This is a genomic window from Amycolatopsis silviterrae (genome assembly GCF_042684085.1).
GTDB lineage: Bacteria > Actinomycetota > Actinomycetes > Mycobacteriales > Pseudonocardiaceae > Amycolatopsis > Amycolatopsis silviterrae.
The window spans coordinates 33,806-57,201 of the sequence record NZ_JBHUKS010000004.1; the positions used below are offsets into that span (position 1 = coordinate 33,806).

The following is a 23,396-nucleotide window of genomic DNA, read 5'->3' on the forward strand; positions in this document are numbered from 1 at the left end:
AGCTTAAGTCCCGGGCACTGGCCCTCCACCATCCGTGAGGGCCACCTTCACAGACTTGGATTCCCTCAAGGAGTCCTTCACGGACCACCCGCCACCGCTGCACCCAAACCCAGCGAGGCACCCAGCCCCACCCCCGCACCCCGATACGAAGCCTCCCTGCAGTTCGAGGGTGCTTGTCAAGGCATCTTTCCCGCCTTGACAAGCACCCTCGAACTGTCAGCACACTCGGGCTTCGGGGTGCCCCACGCCACCAGAAATCAGCTCAAAAACCGCCGCAAAACCCCAGCCACTTCCCGAATCTCCCCCACCCGAACATTCTCCCGCTGCGTATGCGCCAACGTAGGATCCCCAGGCCCGAAATTCACCGCAGGCATCCCCAACGCCGCAAACCGAGCCACATCCGTCCACCCCAGCTTAGCCGCCGCCTTCCCCCCAGCCGCAGCCACAAGTTCCGCCGCAGCAGGAGCCGACAACCCCGGCAACGCCCCCGGCGACATATCCACCAACGTCACGTCAAACCCGGCAAATACCTCACGCACATGCGCCTCAGCCTGCTCCGCACTACGATCCGGCGCAAACCGATGATTAACCGTCAAAACCGCGGCATCCGGCACCACATTCCCAGCCACCCCACCAGAAATCCCGGTAGCCTGCAGCCCCTCCCGATACGTCAACCCATCAATATCCACGACCCGAGCCGAATAAGAATCCAACCGCCGCAACGGCTCCGCCAACGCATGAATCGCGTTAGACCCCATCCATGCCCGAGCAGTATGCGCCCGAGCCCCGGCCGTCCGGACCTCAACCCGCAAAGTCCCCTGACACCCAGCCTCAATCACGCCATTAGACGGCTCCCCCACAATCGCGAGATCCCCGGCCAGCCACTCCGGCAACTCCCGCTCAATCCGCCCCAGCCCGTTCCGAACCGCCTCAACCTCTTCATTGTCATAAAACACAAACGTCACATCATGCCGAGGCTCCGGCAACGTAGCGGCCAGATGCAAAAAGACCGCGTCCCCGCCCTTCATGTCGACCGACCCGAGCCCGTGCAGCACCGCATCATCCCCAGCCCCAGTAAGCCGGGACGGCAAATTCGAGTTCTCCGGAACCGTGTCCAAATGCCCGGCCAGAATCACCCGCGACCCGCGCCCGAGATTCGTCCGCGCCAGCACCGCGTCGCCGTTGCGGACGACCTCCAGATGCGGAGCCTGCTCGGCCAGCGCGGCCTGCACCGCGTCCGCGAGCTTCCCCTCCTCCCCGGAGACGCTGAACACATCCACGAGGGCGGCAGTGAGGTCGGCCGGATCGGACCGCAGGTCAAGGGAGGTCATACCGGCACCGTACCCAGCCAGCACGGGGGCTACCGTGAGGACGTGCGCACGCGAAGCTCCCTGGTCGCTCTCGGCGTCCTCGCCCTCGTCCTCACCGGTTGCAGCACCGAGGCCGGGCCCAAGGCCCGCCCGGGAGCCGGCGATCCGGGTCCGGACGCCCTGCCGATCAAGCTCGAAGCGCTGTCGGCCGACGCCTGCTTCACCGGCCCGCAGACGCAGCTGCCGAAGGGCTGTGAGAAATACGTCACCGAGGTCGGCAACACCGCCGGTTCGGTGCACAAGCTGGCGAAAGCGGGCAAGACGGTCAACCAGCCGCTCGACGCGGACGCGACCGCGATCGACCAGGCGGTCGGCGCGTTCCGGCAGGCAGGCTGCACCACGGTGCCCACGCCCGGCGGGGAGTGCACGCAGGCGCTCGTCTCCATCTCCACCGCGCTCACCGAGGCGAAGAAAAAGGTGAACCAGCTGGCCACCACGGGTTGATCCGGCCCGCTTCGGCTACCGTGACCGGCGTGAGCGAGCAGACCCCTGACCCCGAAACGACCGGCGCCGTCGGCGTCGGGCTGGCCACCGTCACGTCCGACGGAACCGTGCTGGACACCTGGTACCCGCACCCCAAGCTGGTCGGCGCAGGCACCAGCGGCACCGAGCGGCTGACCGCGGAGCAGACCGCCGAGCTGCTCGGCGAGTCCGCGGCCGCGCTGCTGGGCCCGGACACCGACCGCGGTGTCGAGGTCGTCGCGGTGCGCGTGACGATCGGCAGCCTGGCTACCGCCCCCGCCGACGCCCACGACGTCTACCTGCGCTTGCACCTGCTGTCGCACCGGCTGGTCCGGCCGCACGGGCAGAGCCTCGACGGCATCTTCGGCCTGCTGGCCAACGTCGTGTGGACGAGCCACGGCCCGTGCCCGGTCGAGGGCTTCGAGCAGACCCGGCTGCGGCTGCGTTCGCGCGGCGCGGTCGCCGTGTACGGCGTGGACAAGTTCCCGCGGATGGTCGACTACGTGCTGCCCACCGGCGTCCGCATCGCCGACGCCGACCGCGTGCGCCTCGGCGCGCACCTCGCGTCCGGCACCACCGTGATGCACGAGGGCTTCGTGAACTTCAACGCGGGCACGCTCGGCGCGTCGATGGTCGAGGGCCGCATCTCGGCCGGCGTGCTGGTCGGCGACGGCAGCGACGTCGGCGGCGGCGCGTCGATCATGGGCACGCTTTCCGGCGGCGGCACCGAGGTGATCTCGGTCGGCGAGCGCTGCCTGATCGGCGCGAACGGCGGCGCGGGCATCTCCCTCGGCGACGACTCGGTGATCGAGGCCGGGCTGTACATCACCGCGGGCACCAAGGTCGAGGTCGACGGCAAGACGGTCAAGGCACGCGAGCTGTCCGGGATCTCCGGCGCGGTCTTCCGGCGCAACTCCGCGACCGGCGCGGTCGAGGTCGTCCCGCGCGGCGGCGTCGGCATCAAGCTGAACGAAGCACTGCACGCCAACTGATCCACCCCGGCGAGAGGGTGCGCTCCCCGCGACGGGAGCGCACCCTCTCGCTATTTCGGACCAGTCCGGCCCGGTCGTTGTTCACCTACCATTAACCAGGTGACTTCCGAAGCGACCAGCCGCCGCCGTACTCCGGAACCGACGACGCCGGCCGCACTCGGGCTTCCCGCCGAACCGGCGAAAGCGGATCCCGAGGCCCCGGCGGCCGCGCACGTGCGCGCCAAACTCGACCACGAACTGCGCGAACTGCTGTCCCGCGAACCGGGCACCCGGGCCGGGGCCGATCCGGAAGAACTGCACCAGATGCGCGTCGCGCAACGGCGAATGCGAAGCGTGCTGAAATCCTCCAGCGCGCTGGTCGGGGCCACCGCGGAACCGGTGCGCGCCGACCTCGGCTGGCTGGGCCAGGTGCTCGGCGAGGTCCGCGACTACGACGTCCTGATCGGCCACCTGCGCGAGGTGATCGCCGGCTTCGACGTCCGCGACCAGGCCGCCGGGCGACGGCTGGTGTCCCGTTTCGTCTCCGAACGCACCACCGCCCGCCGCCGGCTGAACCGGGCGCTGTCGAGCCCGCGGTACGCGACCCTGCTGCAGAGCATCGCCCAGCTGTCCCGCACCGCCGAGCACGAGATCGACGAGACTCCGTCGGAGAAACCCGGGTTGGCCGCCGACGTCCGGAAGCCGTACCGGAAGCTCGCCCGCGCGGTCGCCGCCCTCCCGCCGAACCCGCCGGACGACGACCTGCACGCGCTGCGCATCCACGGCAAGAAACTCCGCTACACCGCCGAATTGGCCCGCTCGGCGGCGAAGAAGAAGCAGGCCGCGAAGCTGTCCGAACTGATCAAGGCGACCCGCAAATTCCAGACCGTCCTAGGCGATCATCAGGACGCGGTCTTCGCCGCGGAGAAGGTACGCGGCGCGCTGGCCAACGCGGACGCCGAGATGGGCTTCGTCGCCGGCCGGATCGTCGAGCACGAGCTGGCGAAGCGCGCCGAGGCGAGGGCCACGTGGCTCGGTGTGTGGCACCGTATTGAGAAGGCTGAGCACGCGGTGTCGTGAGTGGCAATCACGGTTCTAACCGGGATTGCCACTCACGACATCTCCCACACATACCCGTCCGGCCGCACCAGCACCCGCTTCCCCGGCTGCCCCTCATACGCCGCATACGCATGCCCACCCACGTCCACAAACTCCCCCGCCGATCCCTGGGGCAGAATCCGATACGCCGGATGCTCCGTCCCGAGCGCCCCTTCGCCGAACACCAGCTCTGTCGCATGTGGACCCCGGAACAACTCGAACAGCCGCACGCTCTTGCCATTCCCGTCGACCAGCGGCGCGTCCGGTGCCCGATCGCCCGGCCGCAACGCCCCCGTACCGACCGGCGACAGCGGTCCACCCCGATACGTCAGGTCAAGCTGCTGCGTCTCCGGCCCGCGTTCGTGCGCGTCCTCGGAACCGTCCTTGTACTTCTCCAGCAACGCACTGCTCACCCCCAGCACCCGCGCCGCGACCGCGCGCCGTTCCGCCTCGTAGCTGTCCAGCAGCTCCGGCGATCCGTCGGCGAGCTTCCAGGCGAGGTTGTACGCGTCCTGGATGCCGGTGTTCAGCCCCTGCCCGCCGGTCGGCGGGTGCACGTGCGCGGAGTCCCCGGCGAGGAACACCCGGCCCTGCCGAAACGCCGCCGCCAGCCGGATATTCGGCCGCCACACGGTGGACCAGGCCAGGTCGAGCAGCCGGATCCCGCCGCCGGACACCCGGTCCAGGTGCGCCTGCAGCTCGCTCAGCGAGGTCCCCGCTTCGCCGTCGCCGAGCGGTGAGGCGAACTGGAAGTACGGCGTCCCCGGAAGCGGCGTGAACGCGACCCCGGACATCGGCTCGTCCGCCTTCGCGAACCAGTACCCCGAGGCGTGGTCGAGCCCCTCCGCCGAGACATCGCCCAGCAGCATCCGGATCGACTCGTCAGTGGTCCCCTCGAACGCGATCCCCAGCGCCTTGCGCACGAAGCTCTTCCCGCCGTCCGCACCCACGAGGTACTCCGCCCGTACCGTCTCCCCGGTCGACAGCTCGGCGGTGACCCCCTCGTCGTCCTGGGTGAACCCGGTCAGCGCGGTGTTCAGCTCGACCCGCACGCCCAGCTCGGCCAGCCGGTCGCGCAGGATCCCCTCGGTCTGCGACTGGCCGAGGAACCAGGCGTTCGGATACGGCACCGCCGGCGTCGGCTCGACCGGCTCGGCCATCCGCCGCACCATGGTGAACTCGCCGTCCAGGTACACCCGCATCGGAAACGGCGGCGCACCCGCGGCGAGCACCGCGTCCAGCACCCCCAGGTCCTCGAAGACCTCCATCGTGCGCGGCTGCAACCCGTCGCCGCGCGAACCGGCGAAGTACTGCTCCGCCTTGTCCACCACCCGCACGCCGACCCCGCGCCGCGCCAGCTCGATCGCCAGCGTGAGCCCGGTCGGGCCCGCTCCCGCCACCAGCACCGTCATGTCCCTCGCCCCTCTCGATGAATTATGGTTCAGTGAATATTGATTCAGGATGCCCGCTGATAGCGTTCCCGTCAAGGGAGGTGCCGGATGACGGCGACGAGCCGCAAGGACAAAGCCGCCGAGACGGAAACGGCGCTGAAGGAAGCGGCCAAGCGCGTGTTCGCGGCCAAGGGCTACCTGAACACGAAGATCACCGACATCACCAAGGAAGCAGGCCGCGCCGCGGGGTCGTTCTACAACCACTTCGCGAGCAAGGAGGAACTGCTGGTCGCGCTGCTGGCCGACCTGTCGGCGGCCGGCGACGAGCAGGCCTCCGGCGACGACCACCTGTCCGACTTCAGCGATCCGGCCGCGGTCCGCTGGCACGTGCGGCAGTACTGGAGCTTTTACCGCGCCAACGCCCCCACGATGCTCGCGCTGCGCCAGGCCGCGATGGTGAACGAGGACTTCGCCACCGCGTACGCGACGTTCGGTGCCAGCGAGGCCTCGGACGTCGAAGGCCACCTCGCACACGTCACCGCGGCCGGGCTGCGGCTCCCGGCGAACACCCAGCTCACGATCGCGATGATGTACCAGCTGGTCGACAACTTCGCGCAGATGTGGCTGCTGAGCCCGCCTCCGGAGGGGTGGGAACCGCCGACCGACGAGGAAGCGGTGGAGGCGCTGACCCGGTTCGTCTACCGGGGCATCACCGGCCGCGACTACTAACCGCGGTCACCTTTCCGGTGCGCGCTTCGTCAAGGAAGTGACGTCACCGGAAGGAAGAGCGATGGAAACCGGACTTCTCGTAGCCACCTTCGCCTGTATCGCGATCAACACCCTGGAGGTCGCGGCGAAAACCGTACGGGCGAAGTTCGTGCTGCAGAACTCCGCCGAGGTCGGCGTCAGCCAGCGCTGGCTGCCTTACCTGGCGATCATCGAGGGTGCGGGCGTCGCAGGCCTGGTGGCCGGCCTGCTCGGCTGGCCGCGGCTAGGGCTGGCCGCCGCGATCGGGCTGGTGCTGTTCTTCGTGGGCGCGGTCGGCGCGCACGTCCGCGCGTAGGTGTTCCACAACATCGCGTTCCCGGCGGTCTTCCTGCTGCTGGCGGTCGCGGCGGCCGGGTACTTCACGGGGTCAGTCGCCTGACCCCGTCAGCCCTGCGCCAGCCGCTCCGCCGCCGCTTCGATGCGCTCGTCCGTCGAGGTCAACGCGACGCGCACGTGGTCGCGCCCCGCGGGCCCGTAGAACGTGCCCGGCGCGACCAGGATCCCGCGCTCGGCCAGCCATTCCACCGTGGCCTGCGCGGATTCCCCGCGGGTGGCCCAGAGATACAGCCCGGCCTCGGAATAGGTGATCTCGAACCCGTTGTCCTGCAACGCCTTCCGCAGCACCACGCGGCGCGCGCGATAGCGTTCGCGTTGCTCGGCAAGGGCTTCGTCGTCGGTGAGCGCGGCGACCATCGCCTGCTGCACCGGCCGCGGCACGATCATGCCGGCGTGCTTGCGCACCTCCAGCAGGGTCTTCACCAGCTTCGGGTCGCCGGCCACGAATCCGGCGCGGTAGCTCGCGAGGTTCGCCGACTTGGACAGCGAATGCACCGCGAGCAGGCCGTCCGTCTGTCCACCGTGGACAGACGGGTGCAGCACGGACAGCGGTTCCGCCTCCCAGCCGAGCGAGAGGTAGCACTCGTCGGACACCACGACGGTGCCGCGTTCGCGCGCCCACTCGACCACCTTGCGCAGGTGGTCGACGCCGAGCACGCGGCCGGTCGGGTTCGACGGCGAGTTGAGCCAGATCATCGCCGGGCGGCGCGGGCCGAGCTGGGTCAGCCCGTCCGCGCGCACCACCTCGGCACCCGCGAGCAGCGCGCCGACCTCGTACGTCGGGTACGCCAGCTCCGGGATGACCACCACGTCGCCCGGCCCGAAGCCGAGCAGCCGCGGCAGCCAGGCCACCGCCTCTTTCGAGCCGATCGTCGGCAGCACGGCGTCCGGTTCGACGCCGGTGATGCCGTAGCGGCGCCGCAACGCCGTGACCGCCGCTTCGCGCAGCTCAGGCGTGCCGTGCGTGGTCGGGTAGCCGGGGATCTCCGACACCGACGCGAGCGCGGCGCGGATCGAGTCCGGCACCGGGTCGACGGGCGTGCCGACGGAAAGGTCGACGATGCCCCCGGGATGCGCCTGCGCGCGGGCCTTGACCTCGGCGAGCGAATCCCAGGGGAAGTCGGGCAGCCGGGTCATTCGCCCTGCGGGGGCAGAGCCTTGATGAACCCCGGGTCGTGCGCGGTCTTGCCGACCTTGGAGGCGCCGCCGGGCGAACCCAGCTCGTTGAAGAAGTCGACGTTCGCCTTGGTGTAGTCGGACCAGTTGTCCGGGACGTCGTCCTCGTAGTAGATGGCCTCGACCGGGCAGACCGGCTCGCAGGCGCCGCAGTCGACGCACTCGTCCGGGTGGATGTACAACATCCGCTCGCCCTCGTAGATGCAGTCCACGGGGCACTCGTCGATACACGCCTTGTCGAGCACGTCGACGCAGGGCTCGGCGATCACGTAGGTCACTGCGTACTCCTGGCTTCTCCTGCTGGGCCGGTCGGTGCGGACATTACGCGCTTCCCTGGCCCCCGGTGGTGGTTAGGCGACCCTTATCCCACCCCTGGAAACGGGGCGGATCCGGGTCGTTCAGCGATCGCGGCGACGCGGTTTCGGCGCGTCCCTGGCATCGCCGGTAATGGTGAAAGCGGGTCCGGCTGGCTTGCCGTCCTCGCGTTTCTCCTCGAGAGTCCGCTTGAAGCCATCGGCGATCTCGTCGACAAGCTCATCGTTGTGCCGGTCGTCCTTGCGCGCGTAGCTCATGGGTTCTCCTGCGGAACGGGACAGCTCTCTCCGTCACAATCTAACCGTGAACTCGCGGGAAAAGCTCGAAATCGTGTGCGCGAAAGCGTGGCAGGCGGTGGTCGAGGAGCCGCTCGGAGAATGGACTTTGCGCTGGGCCGACGGCTTCACCGGGCGCGCGAACAGCGCACTCGCCGTCGGCGACCCCGGCCGTCCGGTCCCGGACGCGCTCGAAGCCGCGTGTGACTTCGCCCACGCTCGGGGCATTCCGCCCGCGGTCCAGGTGCTGGAAGACAGCCAACTGGAGCGCGAGGTGGCCGCGGCGGGCTGGCGCGAGCAGGTCGAGCACGCCGCCGGATACCGGGTGTCGGTACTGACCGGTCTGCTGCCGTCCGCTCCTTCGCCCGGCGCCGAGGTCCTCGACCAGGCGACGCCGGAATGGTGGGACCTGACCGAAAACACCACCACGCCGAGTTCCGCCCAGCGGCACGTCGTGACCACCGGGAAGGTCGGGTACGGCGTCGTACTGGCCGACGGCGTCACCGCGGGCGCGGTGCGCGGCGCGATCGTGGACGACTGGCTGCACGTCGCCCGCCTCGCGGTCGCGCCGGAGTTTCGCCGCCGCGGCCTGGCCACCACCGTGCTGAACGCGCTCGCCGGCTGGGGCCGCGCACACGGTGCCGACAAGTGGGTCCTGCAGGTGGCGGTGAGCAACGCCGGCGCGCTCGCGCTGTATTCCGCGCTCGGCTGTTCGGAGCACCACAGGTACCGGTACTGGGGCCCGGCGCCGCGGACGTGCGAGGATCGCCAGTCGTGAAGATCGTCGTACTGGTTGGCGGAGTGGGCGGCGCCCGCTTCCTGCTCGGGGTCAAGACCGCACTCGGACTGCCCGCGATCGGCGCGGGCGAATCGCCGCACGAGATCACGGCGCTGGTCAACACCGGCGACGACGTGTGGATGCACGGCCTGCGCATCTGCCCGGATCTCGACACCTGCATGTACACCCTCGGCGGCGGCATCGACACCGAACGCGGCTGGGGCCACGCGGGCGAGACCTGGACGGTCAAGGAGGAACTCGCCGCCTACGGCGCGGAGCCGACCTGGTTCGGGCTCGGCGACAAGGACATCGCGACGCACCTGATCCGGTCGCGGATGCTGCGCGCGGGCTATCCGCTGTCCGCCGTCACCGAGGCGCTGTGCGACCGCTGGCAGCCCGGCGTGCGGCTGCTGCCGATGTCGGACGACCGGGTCGAGACGCACGTCGTGATCGACGACCCGGACCAGCCCGACCAGCAGAAGGCCGTGCACTTCCAGGAGTGGTGGGTGCGGTACCGGGCGGGCGTGCCGGCGCATTCGATCGTCGCGGTCGGCAACGACGAGGCCAAGCCCGGCCCCGGCGTGCTCGCGGCGCTGGCCGAGGCGGACGTCGTGCTGTTCGCGCCGTCGAACCCGGTCGTCTCGGTCGGCACGACGCTCGGGGTGCCCGGGGTGCGCGACGCGCTGCGGAAGTCGCCCGCGAAGGTTATCGGGGTGTCGCCGATCATCGGCGGAAAAGCGTTGCGTGGCATGGCCGACGCGTGTCTCACCGCGATCGGCGTGGAGACCTCGGCGGAGGCGGTCGGCCGACACTACGGCGCGCGTTCCGACGGCGGCGTGCTCGACGGCTGGCTCGTCGCGCCGGAGGATCACGAGGTCACGGTGCCCGGCGTGGACGTGCGCGCGGTGCCGCTGCTGATGTCCGATGTGGACGCGACCGCGGACATGGTCCGCGCGGCGCTCGACGTGGCTGGAGTCTCTCTTGACTGATCACGCTTCGCAGAAGATCGAGATCCTGCCGGTCCCCGGGCTGCCGGAATTCCGTCCCGGCGACGACCTGACCGGCGCGATCGTGACCGCCGCGCCGTGGCTGCGTTCCGGTGACGTGGTGGTGGTGACGAGCAAGGCGTTTTCGAAGATCGAAGGCCGGCTCGTGCGCGTGCCGAGCGATCCCGAAGCGCGCGACGCGGCCCGCCGCAAGCTGATCCAGGAAGAATCGGTGCGAGTGGTCGCCCGGATCGCGCGCACGTTGATCACCGAGAACAACCTTGGCATCGTGCAGGCGGCGGCCGGGATCGACGCGTCGAACGTGCGCGGCGACGAGATCGCGCTGCTTCCGACGGACCCGGACGCGTCCGCTTTGGCTCTGCGCAACGGTTTGCGGGAACGACTGGGCGTCGAGGTGGCCGTGGTCGTCACCGACACCATGGGCCGGGCCTGGCGGGTCGGCCAGACGGACGCCGCGATCGGCGCGTCCGGCCTGCGCGTGCTGCACGGGTACGCCGGACAGGTCGATTCGCAGGGAAACGAGCTGGCCGTAACGGAAATCGCGGTCGCGGACGAGATCGCCGCCGCCGCGGACCTGGTGAAGGGCAAGCTCGGCGGCCTGCCGGTGGCGGTCGTGCGCGGCCTGCAGATCCACGACGACGGGACCACCGCGCGTGACCTGGTGCGTCCGGTCGACGAAGACCTCTTTCGGTTGGGCACCAACGAATCCATCGCGCAAGGCCGCCGGGAAGCCGTACCGCACCGGCGTTCCGTCCGGCAGTTCAGCGACGAGCCGGTCGACCCCGAGGCCATGCGCCGCTCGGTCGCCGCCGCGCTCACCGCGCCCGCGCCGCACCACACGCACCCCGTGCGCTTCATCTGGCTGCGAGACGAAGGCCTGCGCCGCAAACTCCTCGACGCGATGCGGTCTTCCTGGGAAGCCGACCTGACCAGCGACGGCTTCACCCCTGAGCAGATCGCGAAACGCCTGTCCCGCGGCGACATTCTCTATCGCGCCCCGGAACTGGTCATCCCGTTCCTGCTCCCCGAAGGCGCGCACACTTACCGTGACGACCGGCGAAACCGTCACGAGCGCACCATGTTCACCGTCGCCGCCGGCGCCGCCGTGCAGGGCCTGCTGGTCGCACTGGCCGCCGAAGACCTCGGCTCGTGCTGGATCGGCTCGACCATCTTCGCCGCCGACCTGGTCCGGTCCACTTTGGACTTGGACGACCAGTGGCACCCGCTCGGCGCGGTCGCCATCGGCCACCCAGCCGAGCCCGCTCCCCCGCGCGGACCGCTCACCACCGGCGATTGGCTGATCGAACGATGACCCTGCACGATTCCGCCGTCACCGAGCTGACCGGCTGGAAGCCGCCTTCCTCGGCACAAGAGTCGCTGCGGCAAGCGTTTCTCGGCTTCCTGGCGTCGCGTTCGGACACTTGCCAGCGCTCCTGCGAAGCCGGCCACCTGACCGCGTCCGCGGTGGTCCTCGACTCGACCGGCACGCAGGTCCTGCTGACCCTGCACCCGCGCGTCGGCCGCTGGCTGCAGCTCGGCGGGCACTGCGAACCGTCCGACGCGTCGCTGTCCGAAGCCGCCCTGCGCGAGGCGACCGAGGAGTCCGGCATCAACGGCCTGACGATCGGCGAAACGCCAGTGCACCTGGATGTCCACCCGATCACCTGCTCGCTAGGCCTCCCGACCCGGCACTTCGACGTCCGCTACGCGGTGCACGCACCGCCCGGCGCCGAACCCGTGCGCAGCGAAGAGTCCGATGACCTGCGCTGGTGGCCAGTCGACGCGCTGCCCGCCGGTTCGGAAGATCTGGCCGACCTGATCGCGGCAGCCCGTTAACCTGGGCCCATGGACCTGGCGCGGCCGCACCTGCACCCGGGCGACACCGGCGTCGCCATCAGCGGATGGGTGGTGCTGATCGGCTTCGCGGTGGCGTTCGCGCTCCTGGCGCTGGGTATCGTGGTCAGCATTCGACGGAAACGGCGGCAACGATGAGCGTCACCTACGACCCAGCGTCCTCCGTTCCGCCGTTCGAACAGGTCCGGACGTCGCTGGCCAGCCAGATCAACGACGGCACGCTCGCCGTCGGCACCAAACTCCCGACGGTGCGCGGACTGGCCGCGGACCTGGGCATCGCCCCGAACACGGTGGCCCGTGCGTACCGCGAGCTTGAGGAAGCTGGCCTGCTGGAAACCCGAGGCAGAGCAGGCACTTTCGTCGGCGCGACCGGCGACGAAACGCTGTCCCGAGCCCAAGCCGCCGCGGCGACGTACGCCGAGGTGATCCGGGGGCTGGGCTTGTCCGCGGACCAAGGCATAGCGATCGCGGCGGCTGCCCTGCGCTGAACGCGGCGAGGAATTAGCATCGACGTGCTGACCTCCCGCGCCCGAGCCGATTGGGAAACCCATGCTGAACTACGTCCTGCCGGGCGCGCTGATCCTGCTGCTAGTGGTCATCCTGATCCTGAAATTCACGGTGGGACGGCCGAAGCAGCCGCCGCAGTCGGGTCCAGGGCAGTATCCGGGGCAGGCTCCGGGTGCGCCGGGTTCGCAGCCGCAGGGCCAGTACCCGCCGCAGCAGTACCCGCCGCAGGGCCAGTACCCGCCGGGCACTCCGCAGCAGTACCCGCCGCAGCCCGGCCAGCAGTACCCGCCGCAACAGCCCCCGCAAGGCTGACCCGATCGTCGCTACGATGAAGGCTCGTCCAGGGGAGGGCTTTCCGACATGGCGTTACAGCCTTGGCACCTCATGGTCCTGCTGCTCGTGGTGGGCCTGGTAATCGCGATCGTGGCCGCGGTACGGGCTTCGTCGAAGCGGAAACAACCCCCACCGCCGGGCTACTACCCACCCCAGCAGAGCTATCCCCCAGCCGGTCCGCAGTACCCGGGCTATCCCGCCCAGCAGCACCCCGGTCAGCCGGGCTATCCCGCCCAGCCGGGCTATCCGCCGCCCGGCCCGCAGTATCCAAACGCCCCGCAGCCACCCGGCGCCCAGTACCCGCCCGCACAAGGCCCGTACCCGCCGCCGGGACCGCAGAACCCCTACCCGCCGCGCTGACTCACCCCGCCCGGCAGCCCCGCAGCCCGGCCACTGCACTCGCGCAGCCGGGCACCAAACTCACATCGCCCGGTAATCCCGCAACTCAATCCGCGGCCCAAACCTGGGCCGCCGAGCCCCAGCCGCCCCCAGATACCGGATCGCCCGCTGCCGCTGCGGCGCATACGGCGCCAGCACCCGCGCCATCTCCTCGTCGTCGATCTTCCGGCCGAGCAGCGTGTAGCCGACCATCGCCGGGATGTTGTAGTCGCCGAAACTGACCGCGTCCGGATCGCCCCACGCGCGCTGGGCGATCTCCGCCGCCGTCCACACGCCGATGCCCCGCACCTTCCGCAGCCGCGCACGCCCCTCGGCCCCGCGCAGACGCACCGCTTCCTCCAGCCGCGGCGCCACCCGAGCCGCCTCGAGCAAAGCCGTGCGGCGCTTGAGATCCACGCCGATCTTGTGCCAGTTCCAGTCCACAATGGACCGAATGGCGATCGGATCCGGCGGCACCCGAAGGAAATCCGGCCCCGGCCCCGGCGCGCGCGTGCCGAACCACCGGCACAGCTCCGCCCACGACCGGATCGCCTCCTTGCCGCTCACCTTCTGCTCCAGCACCGCCAGCACCAGCGCGTCCCACACCCGCCCGGTCGACCCGAGCCGCAGCCCCGGCGCGATGCGGCGGCCCTCGGCGATCACGTCGTGGTGCGCGACGAATCCGGTGTCGTCATCGTCCGCGCCCAGCAGCGCGGGCACACCGTCGAGCAGGAAGTCCGCGCCGTCGCCCCAAGCCTCGGCCTCGACGACCCCGTCCGCCCGGTGCAGCAGCGCCAGCGTTCCCTTGCCGCCAGGCGTGTTCGCGGCCAGCCACCAGACCCCGCGGTCACGCCGGAAGTTCAGCGACCCGCGCCCACGGCTCAGCGGACCCAGCACCTGCGCCAGATCCACCGGAAACCCCGGACGCCACTCCATCACGCGTCGCTCGAAAAACGGATGCCGCCGTCCGGCACCGCAACGCCCGGCCAGATCCGGACGCCGTCAAGCAGTTCGCAGCCAGCCCCCACCGACGCACCGTCGCCGAGCACCACGCCGCGCAGCACCGCCCCCGCGCCGACCTGCGCCCCGCGGCCCAGCACCGAATTCTCCACAACAGCGTCCGGACCGATCACCGCGTCGTCGAACACCACCGACCCGGACACCGTCGCCCCCTGCCCCACGACAGCCCGCTCCCCGATCGTCGTGCCGCCGGTCAGCTTGGCCCCGGCACCGATGGAAGCCGCATCCAGCACCAGAGAATCGCCGGTCGGCCCAGCCAGCGCGGAGGTAGGCGCAACACCGCGCACCAAATCGGCACTGCCGCGCACAAACGCTTCCGGGGTCCCGACGTCGAGCCAGTACGAAGAATCGACAAATCCGTGCAAATGCGCACCATTTTCGAGGAGCCCAGGGAACGTCTCGCGCTCGACCGACACTCGCCGTCCGGCCGGAATGGTCTCGATCACCGGACGGCGGAAGACGTAGCAGCCGGCGTTGATCTGGTCGGTCGGCGGGTTCGGCGTCTTCTCCAGGAAGGCGGTGACGCGCCCGCCGGAGTCGGTCGGCACCGAACCGAACCGGCTCGGGTCGGGGACGCGCTGGAGGTGGAGGGTGACGTCCGCGCCGGAGTCGAGGTGCGTGCGCAACTGGGCGTGCAGGTCGGCCCCGGAGAGGATGTCGCCGTTGAAGACGATCGCGTGGTCGGCGCGCAGCCGGTCGTAGACGTTGCGGATGGCGCCGCCGGTGTCGAGCGGCTCGTCCTCCACCACGTACTCGAGTTCGAGGCCGTGCGCGGACCCGTCGCCGAAGTACTCCTCGAACACCTCGGCCCGGTACGACGTGCCGAGCACCACGTGCCGGATCCCGGCCGCGCGGATGCGGGAGAACAGGTGGCTCAGGTAGGGGGTGCCTGCTGTCGGCAGCATCGGCTTCGGCGCGGACAGCGTGAGCGGGCGCAGCCGCGTGCCCTGGCCGCCGACCAGTACGACGGCGTCGACCTCGACCTCGGACGTCACAGAAATCTCCTTTGTATCACGCACCGCTGAGCGACAAGCCGCGGGAAACGTGGGCGGCGCGGGCCCCGAGGGCCTACCCTAGACAGGAAACAGGCGGGCCTTTCCCTAGAGGCCCCGGGTCAGTCGGGAGGCCGAGGGGAATGGACCCCCGCGATCGCGCGGACGCTTTGCTCGCACGCGCACGATCCCGCGGCGCCTTCGTGGTGACGCCGGACAACATGACGTCTCCGATGGATTCCTCCAGCACCCAGCAGATCTCCAGAGCGGTGGTCTCCGGGCTGGACCCCGACACCACGACGCAGCTGCCCGCGTCGCTGATCGAAGAAAACGACCATCCGCTGGCGGGCGGCGCGCAAACCCAGCCGTCACCGCACCCGCTGGCCCAGCCGACGCCGACCCGGCCGCTCGAAGTCCCGGGCCCGCAGAACACCGTGCCGCAGCCGACGGTCCCGAAGCCGGCCGGCCCGCAGACGACGACGCCGCTGGTCCCGCGCCCGCAGGCGAAACCGGTGGCGAGCCCGCTGAAGGACCCGGCCGAGGAGGAAATGACCGGCCTGGTCCCGACGGTCAAGCAGAACAGCGGCCGCTCCAACCTGTCCCGGCGGCTCGACGGGCTGTGATCTCCCCGGGAATCTCCCCGGCCCGGGCTCGCCCGGATCCGCTGGGGAGATTTCCCGTGCGGGGGTTCGCCCCTCCCGCGAATGATCTTTACGAGCGCAAAGTGTTGGGACCGCTGAGCATCGGGACGGTCTCCGGGGCAAGCGGGTTGCCCGGGTGTTCCCGGAACGGCCATCCGCGCGATGCCCGGTGCTTGGTTCTTGCCGCAATCCGATCGGACAACGGTCCCGTTCAGCCGCGGACCTGCCGGACGGGACTGGCGCTCACCATGATCCAGCCGAGCGGCACCTCCACCCGGCTGTCCTTTCCGGACTCCCGGCTCCGGCCGCAACTTCCTTGCCGCCCGCGGGCTCAGCCTTTCCGAGTCTCCAGCTTCACCCGCAGCGCCAGTCCGAGCTTCACCGCCGCCAGCACCGGTTTCCACAGCAGCCCCTGATGCCGGTCGGCGAGGTAACGGTAGGCGCTCGCGTGGTGGGCGCGCAGCATCTTCGCCGACGCGCGCGCCGTCGAGTGGCCGCCGATGTGCATCACGCTCGACGACGGGGCGTAGACGTTCTGCCAGCCCGCCTTCGCGAGCCGGTCGCCGAGGTCGACGTCCTCGAAGTACATGAAGTAGCGCGTGTCGAAACCGCCGACGGAGTCGAACGCCTCGCGCCGGAAGAGCTGGCAGGAGCCGGACAGCCAGCCGGACGTGCGCTCGGCGGGCGCGGCGTTTTCCTGGCGGTATTCGCGGGTCCACGGGTTGCCCGGCCAGACCTTGCTGAACACCGCGTGCCCGATCCCGCGCCCGAACGACGGCAGCAGCCGCGCGGACGGGTAGACGGTCCCGTCGAGGTCGTGGATCAGCGGCCCGAACGCGGCCCCGCGCGGCCAGCGCTCGGCGACTTCGAGGAGCGCGTCGAGCGAACCGGGCTCCCATTCGAGGTCCGGGTTGACCACGACGACCCAGCCGTAGCTGTCGTCGAGCGCCGCGACGCCGCGGTTGGCGGCCGTTCCGTAGCCGACGTTCTCGCCGATGCTGACGAGCGTCACGTTCTCGCGCTCGGCGGCCTTCTCCGGAGCGCCGTCGGTGGACGCGTTGTCCGCGACGACGACCCGAACCTCGTGGTCGGTCGCCTTGTCGAGCGTGTCGAGGAACTTCTCGAGCGTTTCGCCGGGGAAGTACGTCACGGTCACGACACCGACGCGGTCACCATACGTGCGCTGCTCAGTCACGGCGCCATTGTCCACTGCTCACGGACGGCTACGTCAGCCCACCGAACCGGTCACCCGCAGTGACTTTTGTTCACGCCCGCAGCTCGGCCAGCTCGTCGTCGATCATCAGGCCCGGATCGAACTTCATCCCCTCGAAGTGGCCGGCCAGCTCAAGCGACAACACCCCGTGCAGCCGGGTCCAGAAGGACAGCGCACGGCGCAACGCACTGGTCGCGACGGCGTCGCCCTCCACCCATTCGCGGTGGCTCTCCAGGTGCACGTGGAACGACGTCGGCCGCTCCGGTTCGGCGCTTCCCGAACCCGTCTTGATCAGGACTTCCATGACCTCGTTGGAGATCGCTGTCGTGTCCGCGGGAGCGTGGTAACCGGGCACTGGCGTGCCGTAGAGGAGGAAGTAGCGCTGCGGATCGGCCTTGGCCCAGTCCCGGATGACATGCGCCAGCCCGAGCAGGTCAGTCCCGGTGTCGGCGGCCGCCCGGACGGTGTCGGCGAGGCTGCGGAACGCGTCCCGGATCAACGCGGTGATCAGCTCGTCCCGGCCATGGAAGTACCGGTACAACGCGGGCACGGTCATGCTCATCCGCTTGGCGATCGCGGTCAGCGACAACGCGGGCAGCCCCGCCTCGGTGATCTGCTCCCACGCGTGCCGCTTGATCTCGTCACGCACCTGCTCGCGGTAACGCTCCCGCGGTGCCTGTTCGGTCATCGGCCCTTCCCCTTCGTTCACCCCGCTCAGTGTAGTTAAGCCCCTTCACTTCCGCTATTGACGTTCACTCCCGTGAACCGGTAGCGTCCCCTTCACTGAAGTTAATAGTCTTAACTACCGCTAATGGAGTTCACGAATGTTCAGGACCTTGACCCGTCGCAACCTGCGCGCCGCCCTGCTCGCCCTGCCTGTCGCCGCCGGACTGCTGGGTGCCGCCGCACCAGCCCAAGCCGCGTCCGCGCCTCCGGCTGGTTCCCTGACCTGCCAAGGAAAAGGCATCGACTCGGCCGCCAAGCTCCATCACCGCACGGAAACCTTCATCAAGGCCCCACTGAGCACCGTGTGGCGGCTGCACACCGACGTCGAAAGCTGGCCGCGCTGGCAGAAACCCGTCACCAGCATGAAGCGCCTAGATCCGGGCAGACTGCACCCCGGTTCGCAGTTCCGCTGGACCACTCCCGCGCCAGCCACGCCCTCGACACCCGCCACGACATTGGTCATCACATCGACCGTCCACCAGGCCAAACCCGGTCAGTGCATCCGCTGGTCCGGCCCGGCAATCGGCCAGGGGCTGCGGATCGACAAGGGAACGCACGTCTGGAACTTCGTCCCGGTGCGAGGCGGAGTCATCGTCCGCACCGAAGAAAGCTGGACCGGCCAGCAACTCGAAGCTGACGCGGCGACCGCGATCAAGTACCTGGCCCCAGGGCTGGACCTCTGGCTCGCCGATTTGAAGGCCGCTGCCGAATCCCGGCCCTGCCACCACTGAGAACCAGCAGAGTCTGAGAACGAGCGGAGTCTCGACAGGACGGACGCGGGGTTGCTGCCGCCATCACCGAACCGGCTCCCGCTCTTGGCTCGCCTCCCTACCGGCACCGGCATTTCCCTCACCACCCGCACCAGCCGAGCAGATCCCCACTCACCACCAGAACACCCCTCGCCGCCATTCCATGCGCCGCGAACAACCCATCCCCATCCCACCCAGCAAAGGAGAAATCCCATGCCCGCACCCCGAGTTTCGCTGCCCATCCTGGTCACCGCCTGGTCCGTCCCCGCTCTCGTCCTCGGGCAGTTCGCATTAATCTCCGGCATCCCCCTGGCCGCGCTGCTCATCTCCAGCCTGCGCAATTCCCAGCCACCCGCCTTGCGCTGGTGGTCCGCCGGGCTGACCGCGGTCTATCTCGGAGTCCTCGCACTCTGGCTGTCAAACCCAGAAAGCGCGCCCAGCTTGTCGAAATCCATGAACCCAGCAGTAACCGCAGTTTTCGTCGCGAGCGGGGTCGTAGTCGCTATCGCACATCACGTCCGTAAAAGCCCGAAAGTCCGTTAAGGGAAACTGGTAACCTGAAAACCACCAGCCCTAAAGAGGAGGCCGATGAAAACCATCGCCATCGAGGAGCACTGGACCACACCCGGCATCGACCGGATGCTGCGCACCGAATCCGGCGATCCGAGCATCGCCCACAACGACCGGGGCGACCTCCCCGAGCGGTTGTTCGACATCGGCGACCAGCGCGTCGCCTGGATGGACGAAGCGGGCATCGACGTCCAGATTCTCTCGATCGCGCCGCCGGGAACGCACGGATGCCCCGCGCCGCGAGGCATCGCGCTGAGCCGTGAGGCGAACGATCTCGTCAGCGAGGCCGTCGCGAAGCATCCCGGCCGTTTCCGGGCCATGACCACGCTGCCGATGTCCGATCCGGACGCGGCGGTCGCCGAACTGCAGCGGACCGCGAACGATCCGGCGCACGTCGGGGTCATGTCGTACGGACGAAGCGGCGAGCGTCCTCTCGACGACCCGGTGTATGACGAGGTGCTCGGTGCCGCCGCCGCGCTTGGGCGGCCGGTGTTCGTTCATCCGCAGATTCCGCCGGAGTCGGTCCGGCAGGCTTCGTACAGCGGCCTCGGCCCGGACCTCGACCTCGGGCTGGCCACCTACGGTCTCGGCTGGCACTACGAGGCCGGGCTCGCGGTCATCCGGCTGATCTTGCGCGGAACGTTCGACCGTCATCCGGAACTGCAGGTCGTCCTCGGTCACTGGGGCGAAGTGGTCCTATTCGCGCTCGACCGCATCGACAGCCTCTCGCACACCGCCACACATCTCGAACGCCGCGTTTCCGAATACTTCCGCACTAACATCCACCTGGCGACTAGCGGAATGCTCGTCCCGCGAATGCTCCGCAACGCACTCGAATACACGACCGCCGACCGGATTCTGCTGTCCGGCGATTATCCGTTCCATCGCGTCGAAGCAGCAGCCATCACGGAGTTCCTGAAAGAATTGCCGAACCCGGAAGACCGGGAAAAGATCGCGCACGCCAACGCCGAAGCCCTTTACGGCCTCAGCTAACGGTTGCGCAAATGCTGGTGCCAGGCTTTGCCGTAAGCCTCGCGGTGCCGATCCGCCGTTGTCGTCCACGAGAATTCCTTGGCGCGCCGCTGCGCCGCGGAAGCGAGCACTGAACGACGCGACGGATCGGCCAGCAATTCCGTCAACGCGGCAGCGACATCGCCCGCCCCGACGCCGCAGTACGCCACCGCGTCGCCGCCGACTTCCGGCAGGGAAAGCCGGCGCGTGGTCAGTACCGCGGCACCGCAAGCCATCGCCTCGAGAACCGGCAGTCCGAAACCTTCGCCAAGGCTCGGGTACGCCACAAGTTCCGCGCCACCAAGGAATCCGGCGAGCGTGCCGAACGGCAGGTAACCGGCGCGGATCACGCGAAGCCGGTGCGGCACCGCGTCCAGCGCGCGTTCCACCTGGGTGTCCCAGCCGGGCTGGCCGGCGAGCACGAGCGCCGGGGCGTCCCGCTGACCGGCGACCGCGCGGGCGTAGCCGCGGATCAGCGCCGGCACGTTCTTGCGAGGTTCGAGCGCGCCGAGGAACGCGACGTACGGCGTCGCGCCGAGCCCGACCGCCGCCCGCGCCGCCGCGACCTCCTCCGGGGAAGGCGGATGAAACCGTTCGCTGTCGACGCCGTGATGGATGATCTCCAACTCCGCGCGCCGCACCGGGCTCACCCGCGCCAGCTCTACCGCTGTCGCGTGACTGGGAACTACGCAGAGTGTCGCCCGGCGCAGCGCGGTGGTGGTCCACGCGCGGAAGAAGCGGGCCTTCACCGACGAGTGCAGGACTGCGTCGGTGAAGAACGTCGCGTCGTGCAGCGTGACCACCGAAGCGGCCGGGCTGGCGAGCGGCATCGTGTAGTGCGGCGAGTGCACGACGTCGGCGGCGAGCCGGCGCACGAGGCGCGGCAGGGTGGCTTGTTCCCAGGTCAGCCGGGCGGTGCGCGTCGAGGTCGCGGGCGATGCGGCGACGATCCGGGACCCGGGCGCGAGCTGGCTGTACAGCGGCAGGTCACGCGGCTGGCAGACGACCGTCAGCCGGGCCCCGTCCTGGTCGAGCGCGCCGACGAGCGAGTCCACGTATCGGCCGACCCCGCCCCGATCCGCGGGCACCGCGGTCGCGTCGATCAGCACACGGGGATCACCGGTCACGAGTGCAGCGTACGGCGATCACCCACCGCACAGGTCGGGAACCGGCAAACTGCCGCCAACTCTGGGCCCGGCCACCCTCGCCCACCTGCGCTCACCCATCTGGGTTCACCCGTCCGTGTCACGTCGATCGCAGCCTGAACCCGCCCGATCGACGGCCGACCGGCGAGCCCGATTCCCCCGCCAACTCGACCACGGCCCCGCCGCCAGTCAGCCCGGCTGCCGCCCGCCCGCGCCATGCCGAGCCCGCCGGACCACCAACCCACCAGCCAAGCCCCAGCCAGCCCCACCGTCAGCCAGACCGCCGATGCGCAGCCCAAACCGCCTCCGCCGCAGCCCGCCAGGTAAACGTCCGAGCCCGCTCCCGCCCCAGCTTCGACAGTTCCGCCGCCTTGTCCGGCGACAACAGCACCTCCCGCAACGCCCGGGCCAGCGCGTCCGCGTCCCCCCGCGGCACCACCAACCCCGCCCCGCCGGAGACCTCCACCAGCGCCGGGACGTCGGTGTGCACCACCGGCACCCCGATCGCCATCGCTTCCAGCAGCGGCAGGCCGAACCCCTCGGCAAGGCTCGGCACCGCCAGCACGCTCGCGCCGCGCATGGCCGTCGCCAGCTGTGCGTCGGTGACCTTTCCCAGCACCCGCACCGATTTCAGGCCTCGGTCCGCCGCCAGCCGCACCGGGTCGATTCCGCCCCAGCCGGGCTGGCCGGCCAGCACCAGGCCGACGTCGCCGACCTCGTCGGTGCCGTCCAGCTGGGCCACCGCGTCGATCAGCACGTCCATGCCCTTGCGCGGTTCGATCGTCCCGACCGCCAGCACGTACCGCGACGGCAGATCAAGCCGCGCGGCCCCCTCCGGCACCGTCACGCCGTGCGGCACGACCCGCACTGGGACGTCGACGTCCAGCAGCACCGCCAGCTCGTCGGCGACCGCGCGCGTCGGCACGATCAGCCCGGACGAGCGCCGTGCCGCTCGCGCGATCATCGACCGGTGCCAGCTGACGCCGCGCGCGGTCAGGGTCTCCGGATGCGTCCACGGCACGGTGTCATGCACGGTGACGGTGAGTGTTCGCCCAGCCGGGGGACGGGGCGGCGCGAACGGGGTCGGCGCGTGCACCGCGTCACCGCCCGGCCACCAGCGCAGGCCGAGTTGCCAGAGCGCGACCAGCGCACGAGGCGGCAGCGGCAGCACCCGCGGGCCTTCGACGCCCTCGATCCGCGCCGCGGAGACGTCCGCGTGCCGCGCGACCACGCTGGACACGGTCCAGCCGGGCGGCGCGGTGCGGGCGAGCGCGGGCAGCAGTTCGGCGGTGTACCGGCCGGTGCCACCCGGAACGGGGGCGAGCAGTTGCTCGGCGATCACGACCAGTTCGGGCACGCCGCTATTCTCTCGCAGGTGACCAGCGCGGATTCCGGCACCACCGTCGTCGTGGTGACGTGGCGGGGAGCGGACCACCTCACCGGCTGCCTCGACGCGCTCGCCGCCCAGAGCCGTCCACATCGGACAGTTGTCGTGGACAACGCCTCAACCGACGGCACCGCAACGATTCTGGCCGAGCATCCCAGCCGTCCGGAGGTGCTGCGGCTGCGCCGCAACACCGGATACGCGGGTGCCATGGCCCACGTTCTCGACCGCATCGACACCCCGCGCGTCGCCTGGCTCAACGACGACGCCGCCCCTGAGCCGGATTGGCTCGCCACCCTCGAAGACGCCCTCGACAGCCAGCCGCTCGCCGCCGCCGTCACGTCCCGGCTCGAACTGCCCGACGGCAGCACGCAGTCGATCGGAGTCCGGCTCACCGCCGACGGCCACGGCGCTGACCTCACCGAACCCAGCGACGAGGTCTTCGGCTTCTGCGGCGGGGCCGCGCTGCTGCGCACCGAGGCCGTCCGCGCGGTCGGCGGGGTGCCGGCGAGCTTCTTCTGTTACTACGAGGACACCGACACCGCCTGGCGGCTGCGGCTGGCCGGGTGGCACGTCGCCGCGGCGCCGAAAGCGCGGGTCCAGCACCTGCACGGGGCCAGCACGAACCCCGGTTCACCGCTGTTTCACCGCTGGAACGAACGCAACCGGCTGCTCATGCTGCTGCGCTGCGCACCCGCCGGAGTCGCGGTCCGCGAGCTGGCCCGCTTCGCCGCGATTACCGCTTTGCTGCCGCTGCGCCGGCACCGTCCGGACGCGGCGAACTTCGATCCGGCGCTGCGCCTCCGGGTGCTGGCCGAGGTCGTCCTCCGGCTCCCCCGCACGCTGCGGGAACGCGGCCGGGTCGGCCGGATCTCGGCGCTGGGCCGAGGCGCGATCTGGGAAGCCTGGGCTGGCCTTTAAGCTGG

The 23,396-nt window shown here is 70.1% G+C and carries 29 protein-coding genes; 18 read left to right on the forward strand and 11 right to left on the reverse strand.

Going from position 1 to position 23,396, the window contains the following annotated elements; translation table 11 throughout:
* Positions 1 to 257: 257 nt before the first annotated feature.
* Entirely contained in the window at positions 258 to 1,331 is a 1,074-nt protein-coding gene (gene dapE, locus ACFSVL_RS03770) for a succinyl-diaminopimelate desuccinylase (RefSeq protein WP_378300480.1), read from the reverse strand.
* A gap of 42 nt (positions 1,332 to 1,373) precedes the next feature.
* Here dapE and ACFSVL_RS03775 point away from each other — a divergent pair, with 42 nt between their 5' ends.
* From ACFSVL_RS03775 to ACFSVL_RS03785, 3 genes are all read left to right on the forward strand, one after another.
* Positions 1,374 to 1,814, forward strand: a complete 441-nt coding sequence (locus ACFSVL_RS03775) for a hypothetical protein (protein WP_378300482.1) — start codon at positions 1,374 to 1,376, stop codon at positions 1,812 to 1,814.
* 29 nt (positions 1,815 to 1,843) lie between these two features.
* Entirely contained in the window at positions 1,844 to 2,824 is a 981-nt protein-coding gene (gene dapD, locus ACFSVL_RS03780) for a 2,3,4,5-tetrahydropyridine-2,6-dicarboxylate N-succinyltransferase (protein WP_378300483.1), read from the forward strand.
* Positions 2,825 to 2,923: 99 nt separating this feature from the next.
* The gene (locus ACFSVL_RS03785) at positions 2,924 to 3,883 is read left to right on the forward strand and encodes a CHAD domain-containing protein (RefSeq protein WP_378300485.1); all 960 of its coding nucleotides are present in this window, start codon (positions 2,924 to 2,926) and stop codon (positions 3,881 to 3,883) included.
* 32 nt (positions 3,884 to 3,915) lie between these two features.
* On the opposite strand, the gene ACFSVL_RS03790 is transcribed toward ACFSVL_RS03785, so the two are convergent.
* Positions 3,916 to 5,313 carry an FAD-dependent monooxygenase gene (locus ACFSVL_RS03790; protein WP_378300487.1) on the reverse strand — a complete coding sequence of 466 codons (1,398 nt, stop codon included), beginning with the start codon at positions 5,311 to 5,313 and terminating at the stop codon, positions 3,916 to 3,918.
* Positions 5,314 to 5,400: 87 nt separating this feature from the next.
* On the opposite strand from ACFSVL_RS03790, the gene ACFSVL_RS03795 reads away from it, so the two are divergent.
* Together ACFSVL_RS03795 and ACFSVL_RS03800 are read left to right on the forward strand one after the other, a co-directional pair.
* Entirely contained in the window at positions 5,401 to 6,021 is a 621-nt protein-coding gene (locus ACFSVL_RS03795) for a TetR/AcrR family transcriptional regulator (protein WP_378300489.1), read from the forward strand.
* 61 nt (positions 6,022 to 6,082) lie between these two features.
* Complete coding sequence (locus ACFSVL_RS03800; protein WP_378300491.1) at positions 6,083 to 6,355, forward strand: DoxX family protein; 273 nt, start codon at positions 6,083 to 6,085, stop codon at positions 6,353 to 6,355.
* An 89-nt stretch (positions 6,356 to 6,444) separates the two neighbouring features.
* Here the strand turns inward: ACFSVL_RS03800 and dapC are convergent, their stop codons facing one another.
* The 3 genes from dapC to ACFSVL_RS03815 all read right to left on the reverse strand — a co-directional run bounded on the left by dapC (position 6,445) and on the right by ACFSVL_RS03815 (position 8,144).
* Positions 6,445 to 7,533, reverse strand: coding sequence for a succinyldiaminopimelate transaminase (dapC, locus tag ACFSVL_RS03805; protein WP_378300493.1), 1,089 nt, complete (start codon positions 7,531 to 7,533; stop codon positions 6,445 to 6,447).
* Positions 7,530 to 7,850 (reverse strand): ferredoxin, encoded by a 321-nt coding sequence (fdxA, locus tag ACFSVL_RS03810; RefSeq protein ID WP_009072848.1) that lies wholly within the window; start codon positions 7,848 to 7,850, stop codon positions 7,530 to 7,532. The genes dapC and fdxA overlap by 4 nt, the downstream gene beginning before the upstream one ends.
* Before the next feature lie 120 nt (positions 7,851 to 7,970).
* On the reverse strand, positions 7,971 to 8,144 hold the full coding sequence (locus tag ACFSVL_RS03815) for a hypothetical protein (protein ID WP_378300495.1): 174 nt from the start codon (positions 8,142 to 8,144) through the stop codon (positions 7,971 to 7,973).
* 46 nt (positions 8,145 to 8,190) lie between these two features.
* Between ACFSVL_RS03815 and ACFSVL_RS03820 the strand changes: the two genes are divergently transcribed.
* From ACFSVL_RS03820 to ACFSVL_RS03855, 8 genes are all read left to right on the forward strand, one after another.
* Positions 8,191 to 8,940, forward strand: coding sequence for a GNAT family N-acetyltransferase (locus ACFSVL_RS03820; protein WP_378300497.1), 750 nt, complete (start codon positions 8,191 to 8,193; stop codon positions 8,938 to 8,940).
* Positions 8,937 to 9,929 (forward strand): 2-phospho-L-lactate transferase, encoded by a 993-nt coding sequence (cofD, locus tag ACFSVL_RS03825; protein ID WP_378300499.1) that lies wholly within the window; start codon positions 8,937 to 8,939, stop codon positions 9,927 to 9,929. The genes ACFSVL_RS03820 and cofD overlap by 4 nt, the downstream gene beginning before the upstream one ends.
* Entirely contained in the window at positions 9,865 to 11,259 is a 1,395-nt protein-coding gene (locus tag ACFSVL_RS03830; protein ID WP_378300501.1) for a coenzyme F420-0:L-glutamate ligase, read from the forward strand. Before cofD ends, ACFSVL_RS03830 begins: the two co-directional genes overlap by 65 nt.
* Positions 11,256 to 11,783, forward strand: coding sequence for an NUDIX hydrolase (locus tag ACFSVL_RS03835; RefSeq protein ID WP_378300503.1), 528 nt, complete (start codon positions 11,256 to 11,258; stop codon positions 11,781 to 11,783). The genes ACFSVL_RS03830 and ACFSVL_RS03835 overlap by 4 nt, the downstream gene beginning before the upstream one ends.
* A gap of 9 nt (positions 11,784 to 11,792) precedes the next feature.
* The gene (locus ACFSVL_RS03840; protein ID WP_093575833.1) at positions 11,793 to 11,939 is read left to right on the forward strand and encodes an LPXTG cell wall anchor domain-containing protein; all 147 of its coding nucleotides are present in this window, start codon (positions 11,793 to 11,795) and stop codon (positions 11,937 to 11,939) included.
* Positions 11,936 to 12,289, forward strand: coding sequence for a GntR family transcriptional regulator (locus tag ACFSVL_RS03845; RefSeq protein ID WP_378300505.1), 354 nt, complete (start codon positions 11,936 to 11,938; stop codon positions 12,287 to 12,289). The genes ACFSVL_RS03840 and ACFSVL_RS03845 overlap by 4 nt, the downstream gene beginning before the upstream one ends.
* Positions 12,290 to 12,350: 61 nt before the next feature.
* The gene (locus ACFSVL_RS03850; protein ID WP_378300507.1) at positions 12,351 to 12,620 is read left to right on the forward strand and encodes a hypothetical protein; all 270 of its coding nucleotides are present in this window, start codon (positions 12,351 to 12,353) and stop codon (positions 12,618 to 12,620) included.
* A 48-nt stretch (positions 12,621 to 12,668) separates the two neighbouring features.
* Positions 12,669 to 13,001, forward strand: a complete 333-nt coding sequence (locus ACFSVL_RS03855) for a hypothetical protein (RefSeq protein WP_378300509.1) — start codon at positions 12,669 to 12,671, stop codon at positions 12,999 to 13,001.
* A gap of 60 nt (positions 13,002 to 13,061) precedes the next feature.
* Here ACFSVL_RS03855 and ACFSVL_RS03860 read toward each other — a convergent pair whose 3' ends face one another.
* On the reverse strand, positions 13,062 to 13,955 hold the full coding sequence (locus tag ACFSVL_RS03860; RefSeq protein ID WP_378300511.1) for a DNA-3-methyladenine glycosylase family protein: 894 nt from the start codon (positions 13,953 to 13,955) through the stop codon (positions 13,062 to 13,064).
* Positions 13,955 to 15,034, reverse strand: coding sequence for a sugar phosphate nucleotidyltransferase (locus ACFSVL_RS03865; protein ID WP_378300513.1), 1,080 nt, complete (start codon positions 15,032 to 15,034; stop codon positions 13,955 to 13,957). The genes ACFSVL_RS03860 and ACFSVL_RS03865 overlap by 1 nt, the downstream gene beginning before the upstream one ends.
* Before the next feature lie 140 nt (positions 15,035 to 15,174).
* On the opposite strand from ACFSVL_RS03865, the gene ACFSVL_RS03870 reads away from it, so the two are divergent.
* The gene (locus tag ACFSVL_RS03870) at positions 15,175 to 15,654 is read left to right on the forward strand and encodes a hypothetical protein (RefSeq protein WP_378300515.1); all 480 of its coding nucleotides are present in this window, start codon (positions 15,175 to 15,177) and stop codon (positions 15,652 to 15,654) included.
* A 349-nt stretch (positions 15,655 to 16,003) separates the two neighbouring features.
* Here the strand turns inward: ACFSVL_RS03870 and ACFSVL_RS03875 are convergent, their stop codons facing one another.
* Entirely contained in the window at positions 16,004 to 16,867 is an 864-nt protein-coding gene (locus ACFSVL_RS03875; protein WP_378300517.1) for a glycosyltransferase family 2 protein, read from the reverse strand.
* 70 nt (positions 16,868 to 16,937) lie between these two features.
* The gene (locus tag ACFSVL_RS03880; RefSeq protein WP_378301949.1) at positions 16,938 to 17,573 is read right to left on the reverse strand and encodes a TetR/AcrR family transcriptional regulator; all 636 of its coding nucleotides are present in this window, start codon (positions 17,571 to 17,573) and stop codon (positions 16,938 to 16,940) included.
* 136 nt (positions 17,574 to 17,709) lie between these two features.
* Here ACFSVL_RS03880 and ACFSVL_RS03885 point away from each other — a divergent pair, with 136 nt between their 5' ends.
* The 3 genes from ACFSVL_RS03885 (at position 17,710) to ACFSVL_RS03895 (ending at position 19,923) form a co-directional block, all read left to right on the forward strand.
* Positions 17,710 to 18,342 carry an SRPBCC family protein gene (locus ACFSVL_RS03885; protein WP_378300519.1) on the forward strand — a complete coding sequence of 211 codons (633 nt, stop codon included), beginning with the start codon at positions 17,710 to 17,712 and terminating at the stop codon, positions 18,340 to 18,342.
* Positions 18,343 to 18,573: 231 nt separating this feature from the next.
* Positions 18,574 to 18,903 (forward strand): hypothetical protein, encoded by a 330-nt coding sequence (locus ACFSVL_RS03890; protein WP_378300521.1) that lies wholly within the window; start codon positions 18,574 to 18,576, stop codon positions 18,901 to 18,903.
* A gap of 45 nt (positions 18,904 to 18,948) precedes the next feature.
* Positions 18,949 to 19,923: an amidohydrolase family protein gene (locus tag ACFSVL_RS03895; RefSeq protein ID WP_378300523.1), complete on the forward strand. Its 975-nt coding sequence runs from the start codon at positions 18,949 to 18,951 to the stop codon at positions 19,921 to 19,923.
* On the opposite strand, the gene ACFSVL_RS03900 is transcribed toward ACFSVL_RS03895, so the two are convergent.
* Together ACFSVL_RS03900 and ACFSVL_RS03905 are read right to left on the reverse strand one after the other, a co-directional pair.
* Complete coding sequence (locus ACFSVL_RS03900; RefSeq protein WP_378301951.1) at positions 19,920 to 21,050, reverse strand: glycosyltransferase family 4 protein; 1,131 nt, start codon at positions 21,048 to 21,050, stop codon at positions 19,920 to 19,922. The genes ACFSVL_RS03895 and ACFSVL_RS03900 overlap by 4 nt on opposite strands.
* A gap of 307 nt (positions 21,051 to 21,357) precedes the next feature.
* Positions 21,358 to 22,443, reverse strand: a complete 1,086-nt coding sequence (locus ACFSVL_RS03905) for a glycosyltransferase family 4 protein (protein WP_378300525.1) — start codon at positions 22,441 to 22,443, stop codon at positions 21,358 to 21,360.
* An 18-nt stretch (positions 22,444 to 22,461) separates the two neighbouring features.
* Between ACFSVL_RS03905 and ACFSVL_RS03910 the strand changes: the two genes are divergently transcribed.
* Positions 22,462 to 23,391 (forward strand): glycosyltransferase family 2 protein, encoded by a 930-nt coding sequence (locus tag ACFSVL_RS03910; RefSeq protein WP_378300527.1) that lies wholly within the window; start codon positions 22,462 to 22,464, stop codon positions 23,389 to 23,391.
* Positions 23,392 to 23,396 lie beyond the last annotated feature (5 nt).

Excerpts from the sequence above, each read along its gene's own strand:
- ACFSVL_RS03850 (WP_378300507.1), top strand. The coding sequence starts at position 12,351 with ATGCTGAACTACGTCCTGCCGGGCGCGCTGATCCTGCTGCTAGTGGTC.
- ACFSVL_RS03855 (WP_378300509.1), top strand. The coding sequence starts at position 12,669 with ATGGCGTTACAGCCTTGGCACCTCATGGTCCTGCTGCTCGTGGTGGGC.
- ACFSVL_RS03895 (WP_378300523.1), top strand. The coding sequence starts at position 18,949 with ATGAAAACCATCGCCATCGAGGAGCACTGGACCACACCCGGCATCGAC.
- ACFSVL_RS03790 (WP_378300487.1), bottom strand. The coding sequence starts at position 5,313 with ATGACGGTGCTGGTGGCGGGAGCGGGCCCGACCGGGCTCACGCTGGCG.
- ACFSVL_RS03840 (WP_093575833.1), top strand. The coding sequence starts at position 11,793 with ATGGACCTGGCGCGGCCGCACCTGCACCCGGGCGACACCGGCGTCGCC.
- ACFSVL_RS03815 (WP_378300495.1), bottom strand. The coding sequence starts at position 8,144 with ATGAGCTACGCGCGCAAGGACGACCGGCACAACGATGAGCTTGTCGAC.
- ACFSVL_RS03880 (WP_378301949.1), bottom strand. The coding sequence starts at position 17,573 with ATGACCGAACAGGCACCGCGGGAGCGTTACCGCGAGCAGGTGCGTGAC.
- ACFSVL_RS03845 (WP_378300505.1), top strand. The coding sequence starts at position 11,936 with ATGAGCGTCACCTACGACCCAGCGTCCTCCGTTCCGCCGTTCGAACAG.
- ACFSVL_RS03860 (WP_378300511.1), bottom strand. The coding sequence starts at position 13,955 with ATGGAGTGGCGTCCGGGGTTTCCGGTGGATCTGGCGCAGGTGCTGGGT.
- dapE (WP_378300480.1), bottom strand. The coding sequence starts at position 1,331 with ATGACCTCCCTTGACCTGCGGTCCGATCCGGCCGACCTCACTGCCGCC.
- ACFSVL_RS03835 (WP_378300503.1), top strand. The coding sequence starts at position 11,256 with ATGACCCTGCACGATTCCGCCGTCACCGAGCTGACCGGCTGGAAGCCG.
- ACFSVL_RS03800 (WP_378300491.1), top strand. The coding sequence starts at position 6,083 with ATGGAAACCGGACTTCTCGTAGCCACCTTCGCCTGTATCGCGATCAAC.
- ACFSVL_RS03830 (WP_378300501.1), top strand. The coding sequence starts at position 9,865 with ATGTGGACGCGACCGCGGACATGGTCCGCGCGGCGCTCGACGTGGCTG.
- ACFSVL_RS03870 (WP_378300515.1), top strand. The coding sequence starts at position 15,175 with ATGGACCCCCGCGATCGCGCGGACGCTTTGCTCGCACGCGCACGATCC.
- dapC (WP_378300493.1), bottom strand. The coding sequence starts at position 7,533 with ATGACCCGGCTGCCCGACTTCCCCTGGGATTCGCTCGCCGAGGTCAAG.
- ACFSVL_RS03795 (WP_378300489.1), top strand. The coding sequence starts at position 5,401 with ATGACGGCGACGAGCCGCAAGGACAAAGCCGCCGAGACGGAAACGGCG.
- ACFSVL_RS03890 (WP_378300521.1), top strand. The coding sequence starts at position 18,574 with ATGCCCGCACCCCGAGTTTCGCTGCCCATCCTGGTCACCGCCTGGTCC.
- ACFSVL_RS03885 (WP_378300519.1), top strand. The coding sequence starts at position 17,710 with ATGTTCAGGACCTTGACCCGTCGCAACCTGCGCGCCGCCCTGCTCGCC.